Annotated in this window: 18 protein-coding genes; 15 read left to right on the top strand and 3 right to left on the bottom strand. The window is 45.5% G+C overall.

The genetic code is table 11. The annotated features are described in order from the left end of the window. The first annotated feature begins 279 nt into the window (after positions 1 to 279). From J3A84_RS12425 to J3A84_RS12405, 5 genes are all read left to right on the top strand, one after another. Positions 280 to 1,407, top strand: coding sequence for a betaine/proline/choline family ABC transporter ATP-binding protein (locus J3A84_RS12425; RefSeq protein ID WP_242694209.1), 1,128 nt, complete (start codon positions 280 to 282; stop codon positions 1,405 to 1,407). After that, positions 1,407 to 2,042: an ABC transporter permease gene (locus J3A84_RS12420; protein ID WP_207600363.1), complete on the top strand. Its 636-nt coding sequence runs from the start codon at positions 1,407 to 1,409 to the stop codon at positions 2,040 to 2,042. The genes J3A84_RS12425 and J3A84_RS12420 overlap by 1 nt, the downstream gene beginning before the upstream one ends. A 1-nt stretch (position 2,043) precedes the next feature. Next, positions 2,044 to 2,688 (top strand): ABC transporter permease, encoded by a 645-nt coding sequence (locus J3A84_RS12415; protein WP_207600362.1) that lies wholly within the window; start codon positions 2,044 to 2,046, stop codon positions 2,686 to 2,688. A gap of 75 nt (positions 2,689 to 2,763) precedes the next feature. Continuing rightward, positions 2,764 to 3,684, top strand: coding sequence for a glycine betaine ABC transporter substrate-binding protein (locus tag J3A84_RS12410; protein ID WP_207600361.1), 921 nt, complete (start codon positions 2,764 to 2,766; stop codon positions 3,682 to 3,684). A 9-nt stretch (positions 3,685 to 3,693) separates the two neighbouring features. After that, complete coding sequence (locus J3A84_RS12405) at positions 3,694 to 4,674, top strand: alpha/beta hydrolase fold domain-containing protein (RefSeq protein ID WP_207600360.1); 981 nt, start codon at positions 3,694 to 3,696, stop codon at positions 4,672 to 4,674. 81 nt (positions 4,675 to 4,755) lie between these two features. Here J3A84_RS12405 and J3A84_RS12400 read toward each other — a convergent pair whose 3' ends face one another. Further along, positions 4,756 to 5,391: a GntR family transcriptional regulator gene (locus J3A84_RS12400; RefSeq protein WP_207600359.1), complete on the bottom strand. Its 636-nt coding sequence runs from the start codon at positions 5,389 to 5,391 to the stop codon at positions 4,756 to 4,758. Positions 5,392 to 5,529: 138 nt separating this feature from the next. On the opposite strand from J3A84_RS12400, the gene J3A84_RS12395 reads away from it, so the two are divergent. Together J3A84_RS12395 and J3A84_RS12390 are read left to right on the top strand one after the other, a co-directional pair. Next, positions 5,530 to 5,898, top strand: a complete 369-nt coding sequence (locus J3A84_RS12395; RefSeq protein WP_207600358.1) for an ArsR/SmtB family transcription factor — start codon at positions 5,530 to 5,532, stop codon at positions 5,896 to 5,898. Between the two features lie 13 nt (positions 5,899 to 5,911). After that, positions 5,912 to 8,263: a heavy metal translocating P-type ATPase gene (locus tag J3A84_RS12390; RefSeq protein ID WP_207600357.1), complete on the top strand. Its 2,352-nt coding sequence runs from the start codon at positions 5,912 to 5,914 to the stop codon at positions 8,261 to 8,263. An 84-nt stretch (positions 8,264 to 8,347) separates the two neighbouring features. Here J3A84_RS12390 and J3A84_RS12385 read toward each other — a convergent pair whose 3' ends face one another. After that, positions 8,348 to 8,986: a GntR family transcriptional regulator gene (locus J3A84_RS12385; RefSeq protein ID WP_242694208.1), complete on the bottom strand. Its 639-nt coding sequence runs from the start codon at positions 8,984 to 8,986 to the stop codon at positions 8,348 to 8,350. A gap of 256 nt (positions 8,987 to 9,242) precedes the next feature. Here J3A84_RS12385 and J3A84_RS12380 point away from each other — a divergent pair, with 256 nt between their 5' ends. The 6 genes from J3A84_RS12380 (at position 9,243) to J3A84_RS12355 (ending at position 15,634) form a co-directional block, all read left to right on the top strand. Then, the gene (locus J3A84_RS12380) at positions 9,243 to 10,136 is read left to right on the top strand and encodes a DUF6282 family protein (protein ID WP_207600355.1); all 894 of its coding nucleotides are present in this window, start codon (positions 9,243 to 9,245) and stop codon (positions 10,134 to 10,136) included. A gap of 16 nt (positions 10,137 to 10,152) precedes the next feature. Next, positions 10,153 to 10,878, top strand: coding sequence for a PIG-L deacetylase family protein (locus J3A84_RS12375; RefSeq protein ID WP_207600354.1), 726 nt, complete (start codon positions 10,153 to 10,155; stop codon positions 10,876 to 10,878). Between the two features lie 8 nt (positions 10,879 to 10,886). Continuing rightward, on the top strand, positions 10,887 to 11,585 hold the full coding sequence (locus J3A84_RS12370; RefSeq protein ID WP_207600353.1) for an RraA family protein: 699 nt from the start codon (positions 10,887 to 10,889) through the stop codon (positions 11,583 to 11,585). Between the two features lie 15 nt (positions 11,586 to 11,600). Beyond that, positions 11,601 to 12,566, top strand: a complete 966-nt coding sequence (locus tag J3A84_RS12365) for a TAXI family TRAP transporter solute-binding subunit (protein WP_207600352.1) — start codon at positions 11,601 to 11,603, stop codon at positions 12,564 to 12,566. Positions 12,567 to 12,581: 15 nt separating this feature from the next. Then, positions 12,582 to 14,462, top strand: a complete 1,881-nt coding sequence (locus J3A84_RS12360) for a TRAP transporter permease (RefSeq protein ID WP_207600351.1) — start codon at positions 12,582 to 12,584, stop codon at positions 14,460 to 14,462. Between the two features lie 134 nt (positions 14,463 to 14,596). Next, a complete protein-coding gene (locus J3A84_RS12355; protein ID WP_242694207.1) occupies positions 14,597 to 15,634 on the top strand; it encodes an AbrB family transcriptional regulator in 1,038 nt (345 codons plus the stop codon). A gap of 119 nt (positions 15,635 to 15,753) precedes the next feature. On the opposite strand, the gene J3A84_RS12350 is transcribed toward J3A84_RS12355, so the two are convergent. Next, the gene (locus tag J3A84_RS12350) at positions 15,754 to 16,968 is read right to left on the bottom strand and encodes a 6-phosphofructokinase (RefSeq protein ID WP_207600349.1); all 1,215 of its coding nucleotides are present in this window, start codon (positions 16,966 to 16,968) and stop codon (positions 15,754 to 15,756) included. Positions 16,969 to 17,154: 186 nt separating this feature from the next. Here J3A84_RS12350 and J3A84_RS12345 point away from each other — a divergent pair, with 186 nt between their 5' ends. Beyond that, positions 17,155 to 17,580: a hypothetical protein gene (locus J3A84_RS12345; RefSeq protein ID WP_207600348.1), complete on the top strand. Its 426-nt coding sequence runs from the start codon at positions 17,155 to 17,157 to the stop codon at positions 17,578 to 17,580. A 319-nt stretch (positions 17,581 to 17,899) separates the two neighbouring features. Next, complete coding sequence (locus J3A84_RS12340; RefSeq protein WP_207600347.1) at positions 17,900 to 19,168, top strand: ArsB/NhaD family transporter; 1,269 nt, start codon at positions 17,900 to 17,902, stop codon at positions 19,166 to 19,168. Positions 19,169 to 19,352 lie beyond the last annotated feature (184 nt).

The following is a 19,352-nucleotide window of genomic DNA, read 5'->3' as shown; positions in this document are numbered from 1 at the left end:
AAGAAGCGGCATGTACCAGATGAATAAGAGGCATGATCAGGAGAAAATATAAATTTCTCCTGAATTTCTTTGTATGTCTTGAAAATCCATGATAATGAAGGCTATGCATAAACAGTGAATAGAAATGACGAAATAGTAGTGCTGTAAAAAGATATTATGTAAACCTATACAACGGAGAAAGTGACAACTCAATGGAATCAATTAAGTTGCATCAAGCAAATTAACATACTATAATGAAATCAGAAATGATTAATATTTATGAATAATGGAGGTGTCACATTGATAATTTATGAAAATGTAACCAAGAAATATAATGATGTCACGGTTGTGGATGGTCTGGATCTGACCATCAACGATGGCGAGTTTGTTGTTTTCATCGGTCCTTCGGGCTGTGGAAAAACCACATCCCTCAAGATGATCAACAGGCTGATCAAGATGAACAGCGGAAACATCTACATCGACGGCAAGAATGTGAATGAAATGGATGCGGTGGAGCTCAGAAGAAATATCGGATATGTGATTCAGCAGATTGCGCTGTTTCCCAATATGACCATCGGTGAAAACATCACCGTTGTGCCTAAACTCCTGAAATGGAGCAAGGAGAAAAGAAACAAAAGAGCGAAAGAACTTCTGGAAATGGTGGGTATGCCCTATGCAGAAAACATCAATAAATATCCGAATGAACTCAGCGGTGGTCAGCAGCAGAGAATAGGCGTCCTTCGCGCCCTGGCGGCGGAACCGCCGGTCATTCTCATGGATGAGCCTTTTGGAGCTCTGGATCCCATGACCAGAGAAAATCTCCAGGATGAACTGAAAGTGCTCCAGAAGAAACTGAAGAAGACCATCATCTTTGTGACCCATGATATGGACGAAGCGGTAAAGCTTGCAGATAAGATTGTCTTCATGAGAGATGGAAAGATTCTCCAGGCGGCAAGTCCTGAGGAAATGCTGAGAAATCCCGCAGATCCCATGATCTCCAATTTCATGGGCAAGCTGTCCTATACGGTGTCAGGAGACGATCTGACCTGTAAGGATGTCATGAAGAAGAGAGTGCTGACGGTCAGTGAGAACAGAAAGATGCTGGAATCCGTGGAGCTCATGAAACAGAGAGAACTGGATTCTGCAGTGGTCGTAGGCGAAGAGGACAACAAGTATAAAGGTGTTGTCACCATCGAAAAGCTGGCGACGAAGGGGAAACCTGGGGAAAGCATCAAAGATCTTGTGGATAGAAATGTACCGTCCGTCAGAACCACTACCAACGCCAAGGAAGCCTTCGAGATTCTTGTGGCATCGAAATACAACTACATCGTAGTGCTGAACAGAGATTCCACGGTTGCCGGCATCATCACGAGAACCAGTATGACCAAGGCTCTGGCCAGTGTCATATGGGGAGGTGAAAACAGCTGATGGCAGATTTTTTTGAAAGATATGGAGAGAAGCTTCTCGAAGCGATCTTTGTGCATCTTCAGTACGTTTTCGTATCTGTCGGAATCGGGTTTGTGGTGGCATTGGTTCTTGGTATTCTTCTATCAAGAATTCCAAGGCTTTCCAGGATCATCATTCCGGTGGTCAGTATTTTCCAGACCATTCCGGGGCTGGTGTTCATCGGTGTGCTTTTCATCTACATCGGCATTCAGCCCGCTACGGTGATCATCGCTCTTTCCATCTATGCGCTCTTCCCGATACTGAAGAATACCTATACAGGGATTCTCAATGTGGATGAAGGACTGAAGGAAGCGGCGAGAGGATGCGGCATGAGCAACTGGCAGATTCTCTACAAGCTGGAACTTCCCCTGGCCATGTCATCCATCTTCAGCGGACTGAGAATGTCCACCATCTATACGGTTTCCTGGGCGGTTCTGGCTGCCATGATCGGGCTAGGCGGTTTAGGGGAGTTCATCTATCGGGGCATTGACACGAACAACAATACCCTCATCATCGGTGGCGCCATTCCGGCAGCTATTCTGGCCATCCTTTTAGGGTTTCTCATCGACTTCATACAGGCGAAGGTAACCCCAAGAGGACTGAAAGGAGGTCGTTAGCATGAATATGGACAGAGTATTTCAGCATCTGTATCTGGTAGGTATGGCTGCAGGATTTACCATCGTCATCGGTCTTCTGTTAGGCGTACTGACTTACATGTATAAACCGCTGAGACCGTTTATTCTATGGACGGTGGATATCCTTCAGACCATTCCGGTGCTGGCGCTTCTTGGTGTCATCATGCTGGTGGCTGGCGCTTCCAGTACCACGGTCATCATCGGTATTGTGCTTTACTCCCTGCTTCCTGTGGTGAGAAACACTTATGTGGGACTGACAAGCATTGATCCTGCCCTCAAAGAGGCCGCCACAGGCATGGGCATGACGAAGGTGCAGAGGCTTCTGAGTGTGGAAATACAGCTGGCCTTTCCCATGATCTTCACGGGCATCAGAATCGCCATCGTCACATCCATCGGTACGGCTGTATTCGGAGCTGTTGTAGGTGGTGGTGGACTGGGGTCTGTCATCAACAGAGCCATTCTGATTCAGGACATGAGAACGCTTATGGAGGCTACACTGGTTCTGATGGCCATGGCCATCGTCTTCGACTTCGGCATGGGATACATCGAGAAGAGACTGAAGGAAAGAAGAACCCAGGCGCTGGACTTTGATGAAGACAAGACCATGAGCACAAAAGAGGTTCTTTGAGCCTGAGGAGAAGACAGCGGATCATAGAAAATATAAGAGCAAGAACAATATATGAGTGAAAAGAAGGAGATTGGAATGAAAAAGAAAATTATCGCAACAATCGCAGCGGCATTTATGTCCATGGGTATTCTGGCAGGGTGTGGGAGCTCTTCTGCAGAAGGGGAAAGCATCACCATTTTAAGAGGACAGTTTGCGGAAATCGACATCATTGCTGAAATGGCTGCTATGCTCATTGAAGAGAATACGGACCTGACTGTTGAGTTTCACGACTCCATGAATACGGTGGCAGCTGGTAATGCCATGGTGGCAGAAGAAATCGATCTGTACGTGAGCTATGACGGTACACTGCTCACAACGATTCTAGGCTATGACCCCAGTGATGTCCCTGAAGGAGAGGACCTTTATGACTGGACCATCGAAAAGGGAAAAGAAGACAAGGGGCTTATGCTTTCTTCTAAGTTCGGATTTGAAAACACCTATGCTTTAGGTGTGAAGAGCGACTATGCAGAGGAAAACGGCATTGAAACCATAAGCGATCTGAAACCCTTCACGAAGGATCTGGTTTTCGGGGCGGAGCATGAATTCTTTGATGAAGAGGGAACCATGCGATTCAATCCATTTAATGAACATTATGGCATTGAATGGAAAGACGGCGTATCTCTTGATATCGGCCTGAAATATGCTGCCATCGACAATGAGAACATCGACGTGACCATGGTTTATTCCACAGACGGACTGAATCAGAAATCAGATCTCAAGATTCTGGAAGATGATCTGAAATTCTTCCCTCAGTATTATGCAGCATTCTTCCACAGAGACAGCCTCTTCGAAGAATATGAAGAAACTGCACCGAACCTTAAGGAAGTGCTGCTCATGCTGGAAGGCCAGATCAGCAATGAAGAGATGATCGAGATGAACTATCAGGTGGATGCGGAAGGTGCAGAGCCCAAAGACGTGGCCAGAACATTCCTAGAGAGCAAAGGGCTGATGGATTAGGGATCGGAAATGGAAAAGAATAAGGTAGACATACTGAAAAGAATTTCTCCATCCATGAAAAAGGTCCTTGCATTTGAAAAGCTTGAATCTGATCAGCGAAATGGGGAAAAGAAGGTTTCACTCACAGACAGGGAAGCCTATGAGGCTTCCAGGAGATTTTTCAACGAAGGCGGACCAGAAATGGTCCGAAGCCTTCGTGCTCATGTGGATAATGAAAACAAAAGAATTCCTTTTACGGCGCATTATCCATCGGAGAAGAAGAGAAACAGCCTCATCATCTTCATCCATGGTGGCGGATTTGTAGTGGGAAGTCCGGATACCCATGATGGAATCATGAGAAGACTGGCCGATGAAACCGGTGCTGTGGTCATGGGCATCGACTATAGCCTGGCACCGGAAGTGAAGTTCCCCACGCAGATTCACGAATGTGCACAGCTCATCCATCATGTGAGGCGAAACGAGGGCCTCTATGAGATCGACAAGGATGACATCACGCTGGCGGGTGACTCTGCAGGGGCCTATCTCAGCCTGGCAACAGCGCTCTATCTGAGAGATCAGGAAAAGGACATCAGCTACATCACATCCCTTCTGCTCTATTACGGAAGTTACGGACTGAAGGATTCCATGTCCATGCGTCTCTATGGCAATGAGTATGATGGACTGACACTGGATGCCCTGAAAAGCTACGGTGCGCTTTTTGCGAGAGAAGAGGATATGGAGAATCCATACAGAAATCTCTTCAATAACGATCTGACCTACGGGATTCCACCGGCATATATCATGGCCGCTGCACTGGATCCTCTGGCGGATGACTCCAGACTCCTTCATGCCATCCTGAAAGAACATGGCATGCATGCGATGTACAGGGAGTTTGATGGCGTGCTTCATGGTTTTCTTCATTATTCAAAAATGATGGAGGCATCCATGGAGGCCATCAGAGATTCTGCAGCTTTTTACAAGGAGAGGAAAAAAAGCGGTGAGCAGGGGTAAGGTTATAGGTCAGAGAACGCCTCAGCTGAGGAAAAAGGCATAAGAAAAGAGAAGGTTTTTCGCCTTCTCTTTTCGTTTCCATCAGATTTCTTCGTTTTCCATATAGTCTTTGGCCTTCTCGATGATTTCCGGATCTCCAACCACCAGAATCTTGTCGTTTCGGATGAAGTAAAGCTGAGGTCCGGGCGTTAAGATCAGCTCCTTTCCTCTGCGGATACCGATGATGGTGGCGCCGGTCTTCTGCCAGAACTTGCTTTCAGATATGGTTTTTCCGATGAGATGGGAGTCATCACTGAGGGGAATCTCCACAGGATTCATGGGATTGGTGTTCTTGAGTCTCTCGGAATAGTCAATGATCTTGTCGATGATCTCCATGATCTCCTTTTCGATGTCGTTCTTTTTGGAAAGAAGATCCAGAACCTCTTCTCGAAGAGAAGAGATGCTCTCCTTGCTCTGATTGCTTTCCATGTATTTATGGGCATTTTTTCTGGATTTTATCTGTACGCCGCTGCCAAGGGTCGCCTGCACCACTTCCATATCCTCCAGCAGGATGATGGCTCTACGGATGGTTTCAGGAGATACGTTATATTCTCCTGCCATGGAGCTTCTGCCGAAGATCTTGGAGCCTTCCTTGAATTCTCCGTTGGCGATTCTGGAGGCGATGTCCAGTGCGATCTGTTTATATCTTGGGATTTTAACACGTGGGTCTTTATCCATATTCAACACTCCCGACTATAGTTCTTATCCCTATTATATCATAGGGACCGTTGACAGGGAGAGGGAAATCAGGATATAATCTGAATGACGATTGAATGATTGTTCAATCGTTTAATCGTTAGGAAAGAGGTGAAATCCATGAGCAGTATCAAAGCACCCATCGAGCGATGTGACTGTGATGTGATCCATGAAGATGTCATGGAGCTGGTGAAGGAGAAAATGCCCGATGAGGAGCAGCTCCTGGAGCTTTCAGAGCTCTTCAAGGTCTTTGGAGACTCCACCAGAGTGAAGATACTCTGGGCACTGGATACCCATGAAATGTGCACCTGCGACATCGCCTTTGCACTGAACATGACCCAGTCGGCCATATCCCATCAGCTGAGAGTGCTGAAGCAAGCGAAGCTTGTGAAGAATAGAAGAGAAGGAAAAATCGTATACTACAGCCTTGCGGATGATCATGTGAGAACCATCTTTGATCAGGGTATGGAGCATGTAAGTGAGAGTTAGGAGTGAAGAATAGATGGAACGTAAGAAAAAGGAGCTGGTGTTGGAAGGACTTTCCTGTGCCAACTGCTCAGCCAAGATCGAGACGGAAACCAGTGCCATTGAAGGTGTCACCGCCAGAGTGAATTTCGTCACGAAAACCCTGACACTGGAATATGATGCGGCCCATAGAGAAGAAGAGCTTCTGGGAAAAGTCACAGGAATCATACACAGCCATGAACCGGATATTGAAGTGAGAGATAAAGAACAGTCCTCTTCGGAAGCTTTTCTTCTGGAAGGACTTGGATGCGCCAGCTGCGCATTGAAAATGGAAGAGCGTATCGGAAAGATCGATGGAATAGAGGAAGTATCCATTGATTTCGTGACGAAAAAGATGAAGGTGAAATCCAGAGAAGGACACCTTTCCACCTCAGAGGTGGAGAAGATCCGAAGCATCGTCACGGAGATTGAAGGGGATACACTGCTTGTACCCGTGAAAAGTGACAGCGTGGAGAAGAAGTTCACCGCAGGATCCTTATGGGAGAATCACAAGGAAGCCATCACAAAGATCAGCATAAGTAGCCTTCTTCTTCTCATCGCCATCTTCCTGCCTGAGGGCAATCTGATGCAGACCCTTCTTTTTGTCAGCTCCTATGTGCTGGTGGGCGGAGAGATTCTTCTTCGAGCAGGAAGAAATATTGCCAGAGGACAGGTCTTTGATGAGAACTTTCTCATGTCCATCGCCACCATCGGCGCCATACTCATTGGAGAGTTTCCTGAAGGCGTGGCGGTGATGCTCTTCTATCAGGTGGGAGAACTCTTCCAGGCAGTAGCTGTGGAGAAATCAAGAAAGAGCATCGGTGATCTCATGAACATCAGACCCGACTACGCCAACGTCATCCGCGGAGAAGAGACGGTGAAGGTCTCTCCGGAGGAAGTGCGCATTGGCGATGTGATTATGGTGAAGCCCGGAGAGAAGGTGCCGCTGGACGGTATCGTCATGGAAGGCGCTTCCGCCATGGATACGTCAGCCCTGACAGGAGAATCCATGCCGCGAGACGTCTCAGAATCCAGTGAAGTGCTGGCGGGGTTCATCAATAGAAACGGTCTCCTGAAAGTCCGCGTAACCACTTCCTACGGCGAATCCACCGTATCAAAGATTCTGGAGCTGGTGGAAAACGCCTCCTCCAAAAAAGCGCCGACGGAAAACTTCATCACCAAGTTCGCAAGATACTACACGCCTTTCGTGGTAGTTTCAGCGATGCTGATTGCTCTGATTCCTCCTCTTCTGACAGGGGATGCCTTTTCAGAGTGGATCTATCGTGCGCTGGTGTTTCTTGTGATCAGCTGTCCCTGCGCGCTGGTTGTTTCCATCCCGCTGGGATTCTTCGGCGGTATCGGAGGGGCTTCCCGGAAGGGGATTCTCATCAAAGGCGGGAACTATCTGGAGGCTCTGAATGAAGTGGATACCGTGGTCTTCGATAAGACCGGTACCCTCACAAAGGGCAGATTTGACCTGACGGAGCTGAAGGCGGAAGAAGGCTTCTCGGAAGAAGCGCTTCTTGAAGCGGCTGCCTATGCGGAGAGTTTTTCCAGCCATCCCATAGCAGAATCCGTACAGAAAGCCTTTGGAAAGGACATAAAGAAGAGCAGAGTCGAAAGCTATGAGGAAATCGCCGGACATGGCGTTTCCTGCAGGCTCGATGGCGGGGTCATTCTTGCGGGAAGCCGCAGACTCATGGAAAGAGAACAGATCCCATTCAAGGAAGTGGACTCCATCGGAACCATCATCTATGTGGCGGTCAATGGGACCTATGCCGGTCATCTGATCATTTCCGATGAAATCAAGAGTGATGCCAGAGAAGCCATCGCTTCTCTGAAAGCCCAGGGGATCCGGAAGATCATCATGCTCACAGGAGACCTGAAAGCTGTGGGAGAGAAGATCGGAGAGATCCTGGGAGTGGATGAAGTCTATTCAGAACTTCTGCCTCAGGACAAGGTGTCAAAGCTTGAACAGCTTCAGGAACAGGCGGGAAGCAAAGGGAAAATCGTCTTTGTGGGTGACGGGATCAATGATGCACCGGTTCTCGCAAGGGCGGACATCGGCATCGCCATGGGTGCTCTGGGCTCTGATGCGGCCATAGAAGCTGCGGATGTGGTACTGATGACCGATGAGCCGAATAGGATCGGAACAGCGCTGAAGATCGCCAGGAGAACCAGAACCATCGTGTGGCAGAATATCTTCTTTGCTTTGGGCGTGAAGGGCATCTTCCTTCTTCTGGGCGCCTTCGGTAATGCCACCATGTGGGAGGCGGTCTTTGCGGATGTGGGGGTCACTGTCATAGCCGTGATCAATGCCATGCGGGTCATGAATACTGATCAGCTTTAATAAACATCAATCATTTAAAAACGGGTCATCCTAGCTGAATAGGAAGCCCGTTTTTATCTGCGTTTTATTTGGTTTAGAGAAGAACTAGAACAGAAAACTGTAATTCTCGCTGAAGGTTTTTCGGACATTATGGATATGCAGAATCATAAGTGATTCGGCGAGATCAGCATTCTTATTTTGGATAGCGCTTAATATTGCACTATGTTCAGAAAAGGATTGTGCATCTCTTCCGGGAATAAGAATAGTTTTCATATTGTATTTACTCATTTGAGATTTCAAGGCTAGTGTCATCTCCACAGCTGTTCTGTTGGGACAGGCATCGTATATGACCTTATGGAACTTCTGATTGTTCTGGGAATAAAGAAGGAGTTCGTTCTGTTCTAAATGTCCTTTCATGATATTCAGAATTTCTTGCATTTCATTTAATTTTTCCTGAGTGAAATGAATGGTCGCACTACGAGCGATGAACCCTTCTAAGACAGCTCTTAACTCCAGATATTCAAGTACTTCTGTCAATGAATACGCGCGAACTTTTGCGCCTTTGTTTGGCTCAATGATGACTAAGTTCTCCTTCTCAAGCATCAGCAGTGCTTTTTTGATTGTATTTCTGCTGACCTCATATTTTTCCGACAGTTCTTTTTCCGGAAGATTCTGTGAAGGTTTTATTGATCCATTTACGATTTCACTTTTTAACATTTTGTAAACAGAATCTGTTTTTGACATAATTCCCATCCTTTCAGTGCTCGATATTGTTCAACAATATTTAGCGAAATTGATGTATTCAGAGGTTTATTTCATGAATAATGTAACACATTGTTCAACAATAGTAAAGGCTTACATGGGATAAAATGATAAAAATAATAGGAATCCTGATGAAATAATAAGAAGTAAACGATTTGACTATGATAATCTGCCTTGATATAATGAATTTAAGTTATACAAGATTGTTTAACAATTATAAAGCTTTGGAGGAAATAATATGAATGAATTAATAAGAGGAGCCTACGACCTTCATATCCATACTGGACCGGATATATTACCCAGAAAACTGAATGATCATGAAATGGCGTTGCGAGTGAAAGAATCAGGGATGGGTGGCTTTGCAGCTAAATCTCACTATTTCTGTACAGCGGAGAGGGCTTCTCTGGTCAACTACCTGGTAGATGATGCGGATATGATTGGTGCGATAACATTAAACAGCTCGGTAGGTGGGGTCAATCCGACTGCTCTGGAAATGGCAGGGAGAGCTGGAACCAAGATCGTATGGTTTCCAACAACTGATTCAGAATATGAATTATCGCACGTTTTCTCAGGGGATCCTAACAAGAAGCTGCCTTATTGGGCTAGTATTATCACTCAGCTGCAGGAAGAGGGTATAAAAGTGCCCACAATTCGATTACTGGATGATGAGGGGAATCTGAAGACTGAAGTTCTAGAAGCATTAAAGGTAATCAAAAAATATGAAATGATTCTGGCGACATCTCATTCCTCACATGAAGAAACATTTGCTCTGGTCAAGAAGGCTCATGAGATGGGAATCAATAAGATCATCATAACGCATGTGGATTTCCCAACAACGTTCTATACAATTGAAGAGCAGCTGGAATTAGCTGAGTATGGAGCATATATGGAACATTGTTATACCACCTGGGCTACAGGTAAAGTCGAATTTGAGACAACACTAGAGCAGATCAGGGCATTAGGAGCCGATAGAGTTATTCTAGCTACTGACTTAGGGCAGAAGACAGCGAAATTTCCTGACGAAGGCCTGCTTGAATTTGCTGAGAGGTTAGTCGAAAATGGATTCACCGTTGAAGAAGTAAGAAAGATGACCGTTCATAATCCAAGATATCTTTTGGGGATGGATAAGTAACAGGAGGAGAGAATCAATGAGTAACAAGAAACTACTGGTTGTGAGTGCGCATGCTGCGGATTATGTATGGAGATCAGGAGGTACGATCGCAAAATACATAGAAGGAGGTGCAGAGGTACATGTTGTCTGTCTGAGCTTTGGAATCAGAGGGGAATCCAATGATCTCTGGAAGACTCCAGGCAGAACTTATGATGAGGTGAAGGAAATCAGGCGTGGTGAAACAACGAAAGCTGCAAATATTCTTGGAATTCAGCATTTTGAACTCTGGGATCAACAGGACTACCCGATCAGAGTTACGGAAGAACTTGAAGATCGTCTAGTGAGGAAAATACGAGAGGTTCGTCCAGACATCATCATTACCCATGATCGTTTCGATATTATGAATCCCGATCACAATGATGTAAGTGCGTTTGTCTATAGATGTGCTGTAATGTCTAATTCCAATGGAGTGAGAATTGAAGGAACGACAGCAACGAAACAGATGAAGATTTTCGGGTTTGAGCCTCATCAGACGGAGTTGAGTAATTATAAGCCTGGAAGCATTGTTGATATCACATCGGTATATGACAAGAAAGTTGCCGCTATGGAGTGTTTCAAGGCACAATCGCATCTTATTGAGTACTATAAGCAAAGGGCGATCATGAGGGGGAATCATGCAAGAAGACTATCAGGGAACCAATCCTACAAATACGCTGAAAGCTTTATGAACTACTATCCGGCTGTAGGGCCCGAATTATATTAGGTGATGAGATGAATGAGAATTATTTGAAACTGCCTCAGAAAATAGATGAACACTTCATTGAACGCGCGAAGAAATTAAGTACAGCAAATCTTGCTGACGGAATGGCTTCTCTATCCATAAGAAGAGGGGGGTGTATGGATCCGGAAATCCTCGCAGTGGATGAGAAGATGAGGTTCTGCGCTACTGCAGCAACTGTTGAAACAGAAGATGGAGATAATCTGCCGATACATATAGCAATTTACCAGGCAGAACCAGGATATGCACTTGTTGTTGATGGAAAAGGGTATAGGGACAGAGCCTATATGGGGGATCTTATGGTTGGCGCATCAAAAGCTGTTGGCCTTGAAGCTGTGGTGCTGGATGGCTATGTAAGAGATAAAGAAGGACTGAAGAGTCTGAACCTCCCAGTGTTTGCCAGGGGATATATGCAAAGAAGTCCAGCAAAGAAAGGTCCAGGGAAGATAAACACTCCAATATTATGTGCGGGGGTAGAGGTTTTTCCAGGAGATCTGATATGTGGTGATTACGATGGTGTCATTGTCATTCCTAAAGAGCATATCGAGAAAGTACTAAAAAAAGCGGAAGATAAGGTAGCCTATGAAGAAAAGAGAACGAAAGCTATAGAAGAGTATGAAAAAAACAGACTGGAAGGCAAAGAGACGGCTTCACTGGCTCCTCAATGGGTTTCCGAAATGATAAATAAATAGAAAAGGGGTAAAATCATGAAAAAGAAACTAGTGAGCTCTTTAATCGTTATGGCCATGTCACTCGCAATAGTAGCAGGATGCAGTTCTAGTGGGGAAGAAACATCGGATATTGTACTTGGAACCGCTGGAACCGCTGGGACATATTACGTTGTGGGTGCGGCAATGGCGGCTACAGTAAATAATAATTCTGATAAACTCAACGTGATTGCTCAGCCAACCAAAGGATCTGTTGAAAATCTCAACCTGGCTAATAGTGGCGATATTCAGTTCGGTATGTCTAATGCTGACGGAGTCTATTTTGCAGCCAATGGTACGAACATGTACAAGGAATCAGGCAAACAGAATATCTCTGGTGTGATGTCACTCTACATGAGTGCTGGACAGATTGCCACGCTTAAGGATTCTGGAATCGAGACTTATGCGGACCTGAAGGGAAAGAAAGTTTGTCTTGGACCCCCATCAACGACTATAGTGGAGATGTCTAAATCCATTCTTGAAGCATACGGAATTGATCCGGAAAAGGATATCACACCATATTACCTTGCTTTTGATGAAGGACTGCAGAAACTTACAGATGGTGAAATTGATGCTACTTTCTTCGTGGCTGGCGTGCCTACGAGTGCTATGATGAGTGCGACTTCCACGGGTAGAGTTACACTGGTGGATGTGGATGAGGACATAATCAGCCAGATTTCTGAAGAGAAGCCGTATTATCAGCCCTATGTGATTCCTGCAGGCACTTATACAGGGACAGATAAGGATATCAATACATTTAAAATCATGACGGAAATCTTTACCAACAGTGATGTACCAGAAGATGTTGTGTATGATTTTGTGCAAACCGCATTGGAGAAAGTGGACGAGTACAAAGATGCACATGTTGTTGTAGCGGAAATATCGAAAGGTACCGCTTGGAACACCAGTGCACCGCTTCATCCTGGCGCTGCAAAATATTTCAAAGAAGTCGGGGTAATCGATTAGTTAAAGGAGATTAAAATGGAAAATGCACAAAACAGTTCCAAAAATGGAATACGAAAAGTAACAGATCGAATCGTAATCATTCTATCGATTATTCTTGCATTTTTCCATCTCTATACAGCATCAATTGGTGTGCTGCCTGCCTATGAGCAGGCAGCAATCCATTGGGGGATTGTTGGATCATATATTGTCCTTACAAGACCGCTTAAGTTTAAAGGTGGAAAGATTATAGATCTTTTGATACTATTCACGAACATCTTTGTTTCTTGGTACCAGATATCACTGCAAGAGAAGTTCATTGAAACTGCTGGTGTGTACAGCCGATTTGATATCATCATTTCAGTGGTTGCAATACTTCTTGCCTTGGAAATTGCAAGAAGAGCCATCGGGAACATACTGCCGATCATATCAGTGCTTTTTCTGATATATGCTCTTTTCGGGAATAATCTTCCTGGCGTATTTAAGACTGTGAAGTTCTCTGTATCAAGATTAGCACCCTATCTATTCACATCATCTGATGGGCTTTACGGTCAGACTCTCTACGTTTCAGCACAGTTTATTTTCCTGTTTGTTTTATTCGGAACAATATTAGACATGACAGGGGCTGGGGAGTTCTTTGTGAATATCGCATTTGCACTGACGGGTAAAGTGAAAGGTGGGCCGGCTCAGGCAGCAATCTATTCTTCCATGCTTATGGGAAGTATCAATGGCTCTGGAGCGGCTAATGTAGTAACAACGGGAACATTTACGATACCTCTGATGAAAAAAGTCGGTTTTAAACCTGCTTTTTCTGGAGCGGTAGAAGCTGTTGCTTCAAATGGAGGTCAGATCATGCCACCTGTTATGGGTGCAGTCGCATTTCTGATGGCGGAAATAACAGGCATCGAGTATTCCAAAATTGCATTGGCGGCTATTCCGACAGCCATACTGTACTATATCACATTGTCAGTTTCTGTATATCTGGAAGCAAATAAACAAGACATTCCGGTTACACCAAAAGATCAGCAGATGAATGCAGGGAAAGTATTCAAAGAAGGCTGGGTATATCTCTTGCCCCTTATTGTACTCATGGGAATGCTGATCTATGGATATAGTGCTCAGAGAGCTGCTTTCATCACGATCATACTATCCGTGATTATAGGTTTTCTGAAAAACCGCAGTGCCATGAACATGGAAGGTTTTCTGAAAGCATTCAAAAGTGCGATTTCTGGCATTGGTCCAATTGCAGCAGCCTGTATTCTTGCAGGAATTGTAATGGGTATACTTAACATGACGGGGCTTGGACTGAAAATCAGCTCGATCATCATCGAAGTCTCAGGAGGCAGTCTCATCATTGCCTTACTTCTGGCAATGATAACGAGTCTTGTACTAGGGATGGGGCTACCTACTTCAGCGGCATATATGGTGTTAGCAATCCTAGTTGCACCTGCACTTATTAAACTGGGCGTAACAGTGATTGGTGCGCATATGTTCATCTTGTATTTCGGAGCGTTGTCTACGATTACCCCTCCGGTCGCGCTTTCAACATTTGCAGCCGCAGGTATAGCTGGATCTAATATGTGGGAGACAGGATTCGCAGCGATGAAACTGGCTGCTGCAGGGTTTATTATTCCATTCATCTTTGCGTTTTCACCTGAACTTCTACTGATTGGCACATTCGGAAATATTGTGTTCTCCCTGATGACTGCCGTTCTAGGTTCAATTGTCCTGTCGATTTCATTATCCGGCTGGATGAAAGTGGAATTATCAGCAGTTTCCAGAATAGTCCTCTTTCTAGCCGGAATCATGCTCATAATGCCTGATCCGCTGATCGGTAATATTCTTGGGTTTGTTGTAGCCTTGGTTACCATCATGATTCAGTACAAAGTCAAAACTGTAAGATCAGTTAAAATCGCATAATTATTGTGAAAGAAGGATTACATGCTATCCTTCTTTTACTTCCGGATTTATTGGGAAAAGATGTTTCTGAACGTAGCTGAACAGTTATTACCTGTAGTCATGGTGGGTATTTACTGGTTCAGAATGGAGAAAATATGACTAATTTACTATTGACTATCCTTATTGCATTTATTGGTGGATACATACTCCAGAAGCTTCGTGTACCTGGTGGAATGATGCTGGGCAGTGTTATCATGGTCGCAATCTTCAATGTGAATACGCAGATTATTGCAATGCCCATGGAGTTCAGGATCATTGCCCAGACCATTGCAGGAGCATATATCGGGATGACTGTGAAAAAAGAGAATCTTCCTCGAATGAAGCATCTGATCCGCCCTACGATCACGCTTCTGGTAGGTCTCATAGTAACCAATTTTTTAGTCGGGATTCTGATTTACCTGGTTAGTCCTCTGGATATTCTGACTTCCTTTTTAGCGGGAATTCCTGGTGGAGTAAGTGATACTCCATTGATAGCTGCAGATTTAGGTGCTGATGCTGCCAAAGTTACGGTGCTTCAATTTGTAAGACTGATCTCTGGAATTTCCATGGTACCGTTACTGGTGAAATATGATTCGAAAGAAACAGGTGGAACTGGGGAAAAACCGAAACTCGTCATAAAGAAACCATCTTCAATCAAGAATAGAAAACTATGGGTTTCACTGATTCTGGCTTTCATAGCAGGAACAGCAGGCAGAATGATGGGTGTGCCTGCTGGAACACTTATTTTTGCGATGCTATGTATAGTCATCCTGAAAATGGCATCCTATGAAGTAACATTTCCGATCTGGTTTAAAAGGATGGCTCAGCTTTTTTCTGGTGCATATATCGGTAGTCGTTTCGGATATCAGGATTTTGTAGAGCTTAAATATCTGGCCATTCCAGCCTTGATTTTAGTGGTGCTGAATATGTTCTCCTGCTTTTTAATGGGTAATATTCTTGCGAAAAAATATAAGCTGCCACTTTCACAGGCAATACTGTCTTCTTCACCAGCTGGTGCTTCAGATATGGCTCTTATTGCTTCAGATCTAGGTGTATCAGGTTCTGATGTTGCCATGATTCAGATTCTAAGACTTATAGGCGCGATATCGATTTTTCCCCAAGTATTTTATATGATTACGAAGGTGTTTTTTTGAGTGATGTATCTACGCATCTGTTGAATATTGACTCATAATGGAAATTATGAAAATCAGAAAAGGACCAGCAGCGCTTCACTTTTACTGAAGCGCTGCTGGTCCTTTAAACTTGTTTCTGGTCATTTCTGCAGAAGCTTTTCGGCCCTTGGTGCTCTCAGCATGGAAGCGGAGGGCATATTGGAACCGAGAAGGGGCGTCAGATAGTATTTGAAGGCTTCTGTGACATTATTGGCCTCAGCGTTTATGAACGCATCAGGCATGAGCTTGGTTCTGGCGGCCACTTCCTTGAGGCTGCTCAGTTTGTAGTCCACAGAGTAGTATCCTGTGCGGTGAATGGTGATGGAGCCGTCCACGTTCTGCCAGATGGCGAACTGTGCAGCCTTTTCACCCACTTCTCTGGCTTCCCGCTGGTCCACATCCGATACGCATCCCAGAAAGGAGCGCTGTAGATAGCCAAAGGTGTCGCTTCGGACTCTTCCGATCTTCAGTTTGTCTTTGACTTCTCTGGTCAATAGATCTCCCAGTGCACCGGTTCCGGAAAGAGACACATTCCCGTGGGAATCCTTTTCCCTGGTACCCAGTCTTTCGATGATGGGCACACCCGCCTCATCTCTGATGCCTTCGGAGAGGGCTACAACGCATCGTCCGTGCTGATCATAGATTCTCTTCACATCGCTGAGGAACCTATCGATCTTGAAGGCGCGCTCGGGGAGGTAAATGAGATGGGGTCCATCATCGGGATATTTCTGGGCGATGGAGGAGGCTGCAGTAAGAAACCCTGAATTTCTGCCCATGACGACGCCGATGTGGACACCTGGCAGCGCTCTGTTATCCAGATTCAGCCCGATGAAGCTCTGGGCCACGAATTTCGCGGCAGACCCGTATCCAGGCGTATGGTCGTTCAGCATGAGGTCATTGTCGATGGTTTTGGGAATATGGATGGCTCTGAATTCATAGTTGGAGCGCTCAGCCTCTTCGTTGACGATTCTCACAGTATCGGCGGAATCATTACCCCCGATGTAGAAGAAGTATCGTACATCATGGGCCTTGAACACCTTGAAGATCTCCTGACAGTAGGCTTTGTCCGGTTTGTCTCTGGTGGAGAACAGTGCAGAGGATGGAGTCACAGCGACGCGTTCCAGATTGTTGGTGGTTTCCTGCGTCAGGTCCAGAAAGTCCTCGTTCACGATTCCACGGACGCCGTTGATGGCGCCATAGACCTTGGTGATCTGAGGAAATTTACGAGACTCCAGCACGACGCCTACCAGTGATTCGTTGATGACAGCAGTGGGTCCGCCCCCCTGGGCTACCACCACTTTACCTTCCAGTTTCATTGCAATCCCTTCTTTCTAGGTGAATATTTTGAATTTTCTTATATCATATCATATTCAGTGCGTCAGAAAGAATAGAGGATTTCAAAAGAAAAACATTTCTGTTAATTTTCTTCAGAAGAATATTACGCTGCAAGGATAGATGGTATGATGAATATAATTAGAATACCAGGAAAGGAGTGGGAATATATGAATGCGACAGTGGGAGCATTTTTCGGATGGGTCATCGTCATCGCTTACGTACTGACCATCATGAACTACATCATGAAAGCCGTGAACAAGAAGTGGGGGAAGTCCATCAGAAAAAACGAGAAGCTGAAGGGGCCCTGGCAGGCACTTCTATCTTTCATCGTGAAATATCACAAGCTCTTCGGAATCATCACCATCGTGGGGATTCTTGTTCACTTCTACATACAGTTCAATCGCTGGGGATTTGTGGTGAGTGGAGCCATGGCAGCCGGACTGATGATTATTCAGGCTATTCTAGGTGGCTACGGCGCCTACAAGAAAACCAGAAAAGGCCTCTGGATCAAGGCGCACAGAACCATTGCGGTTCTCCTTTTTCTCGCCATCGCCTATCATCTCATCTATGTGTATCAGAACTATAATTTCTAGAGATCATGCAGGAACCTTGTTCTCTTCGAAATGAACTGTATGAATATATTTGAAAACAGGCATTGTCATGAAAATAACAATGCTTGTTTTTCATTCTGAATTCAAGTAAAATAGGTGAGTATTAGGGAGTAGCTTCTCTTTATCAGAGATCGGATAAAGAGTGTGGACGGTCGTCAATTACGATGAAAATCCGGTTGTCCAATCAGGTTATGAAAGCGAGACTTTTACCAGAGTTTTTTTGGTGAAGAGTCTTTTTTTATGTCTTGAATCAGGGAAACTGTGATCATCTTTAAAATAAACTACTGATAAGGAGAACAATATGAAAATTGCAGCCATCATCATCTTCATTCTGACTTATGTACTGCTACTGGCGCTGCCAAGGCACAGAGCGAAAATCGCGGTGACTTCCGCTACACTGTTTGTGGTGCTGGGAATCATACCGATAAGGGAAGTGCTCACCACCATCGACTGGAACGTCATCTTCATGATTGCGGGAACCATGGGACTGGTGTCACTATTTATTGACTCCAAGATGCCATCGCTTCTTGCGGACATCATCATCGAAAAAACGCCTAATGTCATGTGGGCCATCGTTTCACTTTCTCTTTTTGCAGGAATCATCTCCGCCTTTGTGGATAATGTGGCCACGGTGCTGATGGTGGCTCCTGTGGCACTGACCATCTGCAAAAAGCTGGGCGTTTCACCCATATCCAGCATCATCGCCATATCTGTTGCATCGAACCTGCAGGGGGCAGCGACCCTGGTGGGAGATACCACCTCCATCCTTCTGGCGGGTCATCTGGATATGAACTTCTTTGATTTCTTCATCTACAACGGTAAGATCGGACTGTTCTTCATCGTGCAGGTTGGAGCCATCATGTCCACACTGGTTCTCTTCTGGATTTTCAGAAAAGAGAAGCAGCCTGTAGCGGCCCTCGACAAGACCGTGGTGACGGATTACTTCCCGTCCTTCCTGCTGATCGCCATGGTGCTTCTTCTGATCATCGCCTCCTTCATTCCGAACACACCAAGAACCATCAACGGACTCATCTGTATGGCGCTTCTTCTGGTGGGACTTGTGAAGAGCTATGTGGTGAATAAGGACAAGAAGCTCATCAGAAATGCAGTGAGAGAAATCGACTATGTGACGCTTCTCCTTCTATCAGGCCTTTTCATCGTTGTAGGGGGGATATCCGCTGTGGGCGTCATCGAAGACATCGCCGCGCTGTTTGTGAGGATATCAGGGGATAATCTCTTCCTTGTGTACACACTCATTGTATGGTTCTCCGTACTCATTTCGGCCTTCATCGATAACATCATCTATACAGCCACCATGCTTCCCGTCATCGGGGGTATTGCATCGCTTCTTGGCGGAGACCCCACGGTGCTCTATTTCGGACTGATCATTGGGGCTACTCTTGGAGGAAATCTTACCCCCATCGGCGCTTCCGCCAATATCGCCGGTATCGGTATTCTGACCAAGCAGGGCTTCACGGTGACCACAAAGGATTTCACAAGAATCGGGGTGCCCTTCACCCTCATCGCCGTACTGACGGGTTACATCCTTACATGGATCCTCTTCGCTTAGGAACTTTTCAGTGAAGACGTACAAGCGTGAAAGAGAAGAAACTGGATAATAGAATATAATCAAAACCGCCGGCTTAGCCGGCGGTTTCCACTGACCCTATAAGGGTCTTTCACCAGCTGCACCCGTGAGGGTGCATGAAAGCGGCCGCCAACCGCACTACTTACTCAACTGCTGCTAAAGCAGC

The sequence above is a fragment of the Proteiniclasticum aestuarii genome (genome assembly GCF_017368455.1).
Taxonomy (GTDB): Bacteria; Bacillota; Clostridia; order Clostridiales; family Clostridiaceae; genus Proteiniclasticum; species Proteiniclasticum aestuarii.
The sequence above is the reverse complement of the archived record's forward strand: the minus strand, read 5'-3'. Positions and strand labels throughout refer to the sequence as shown.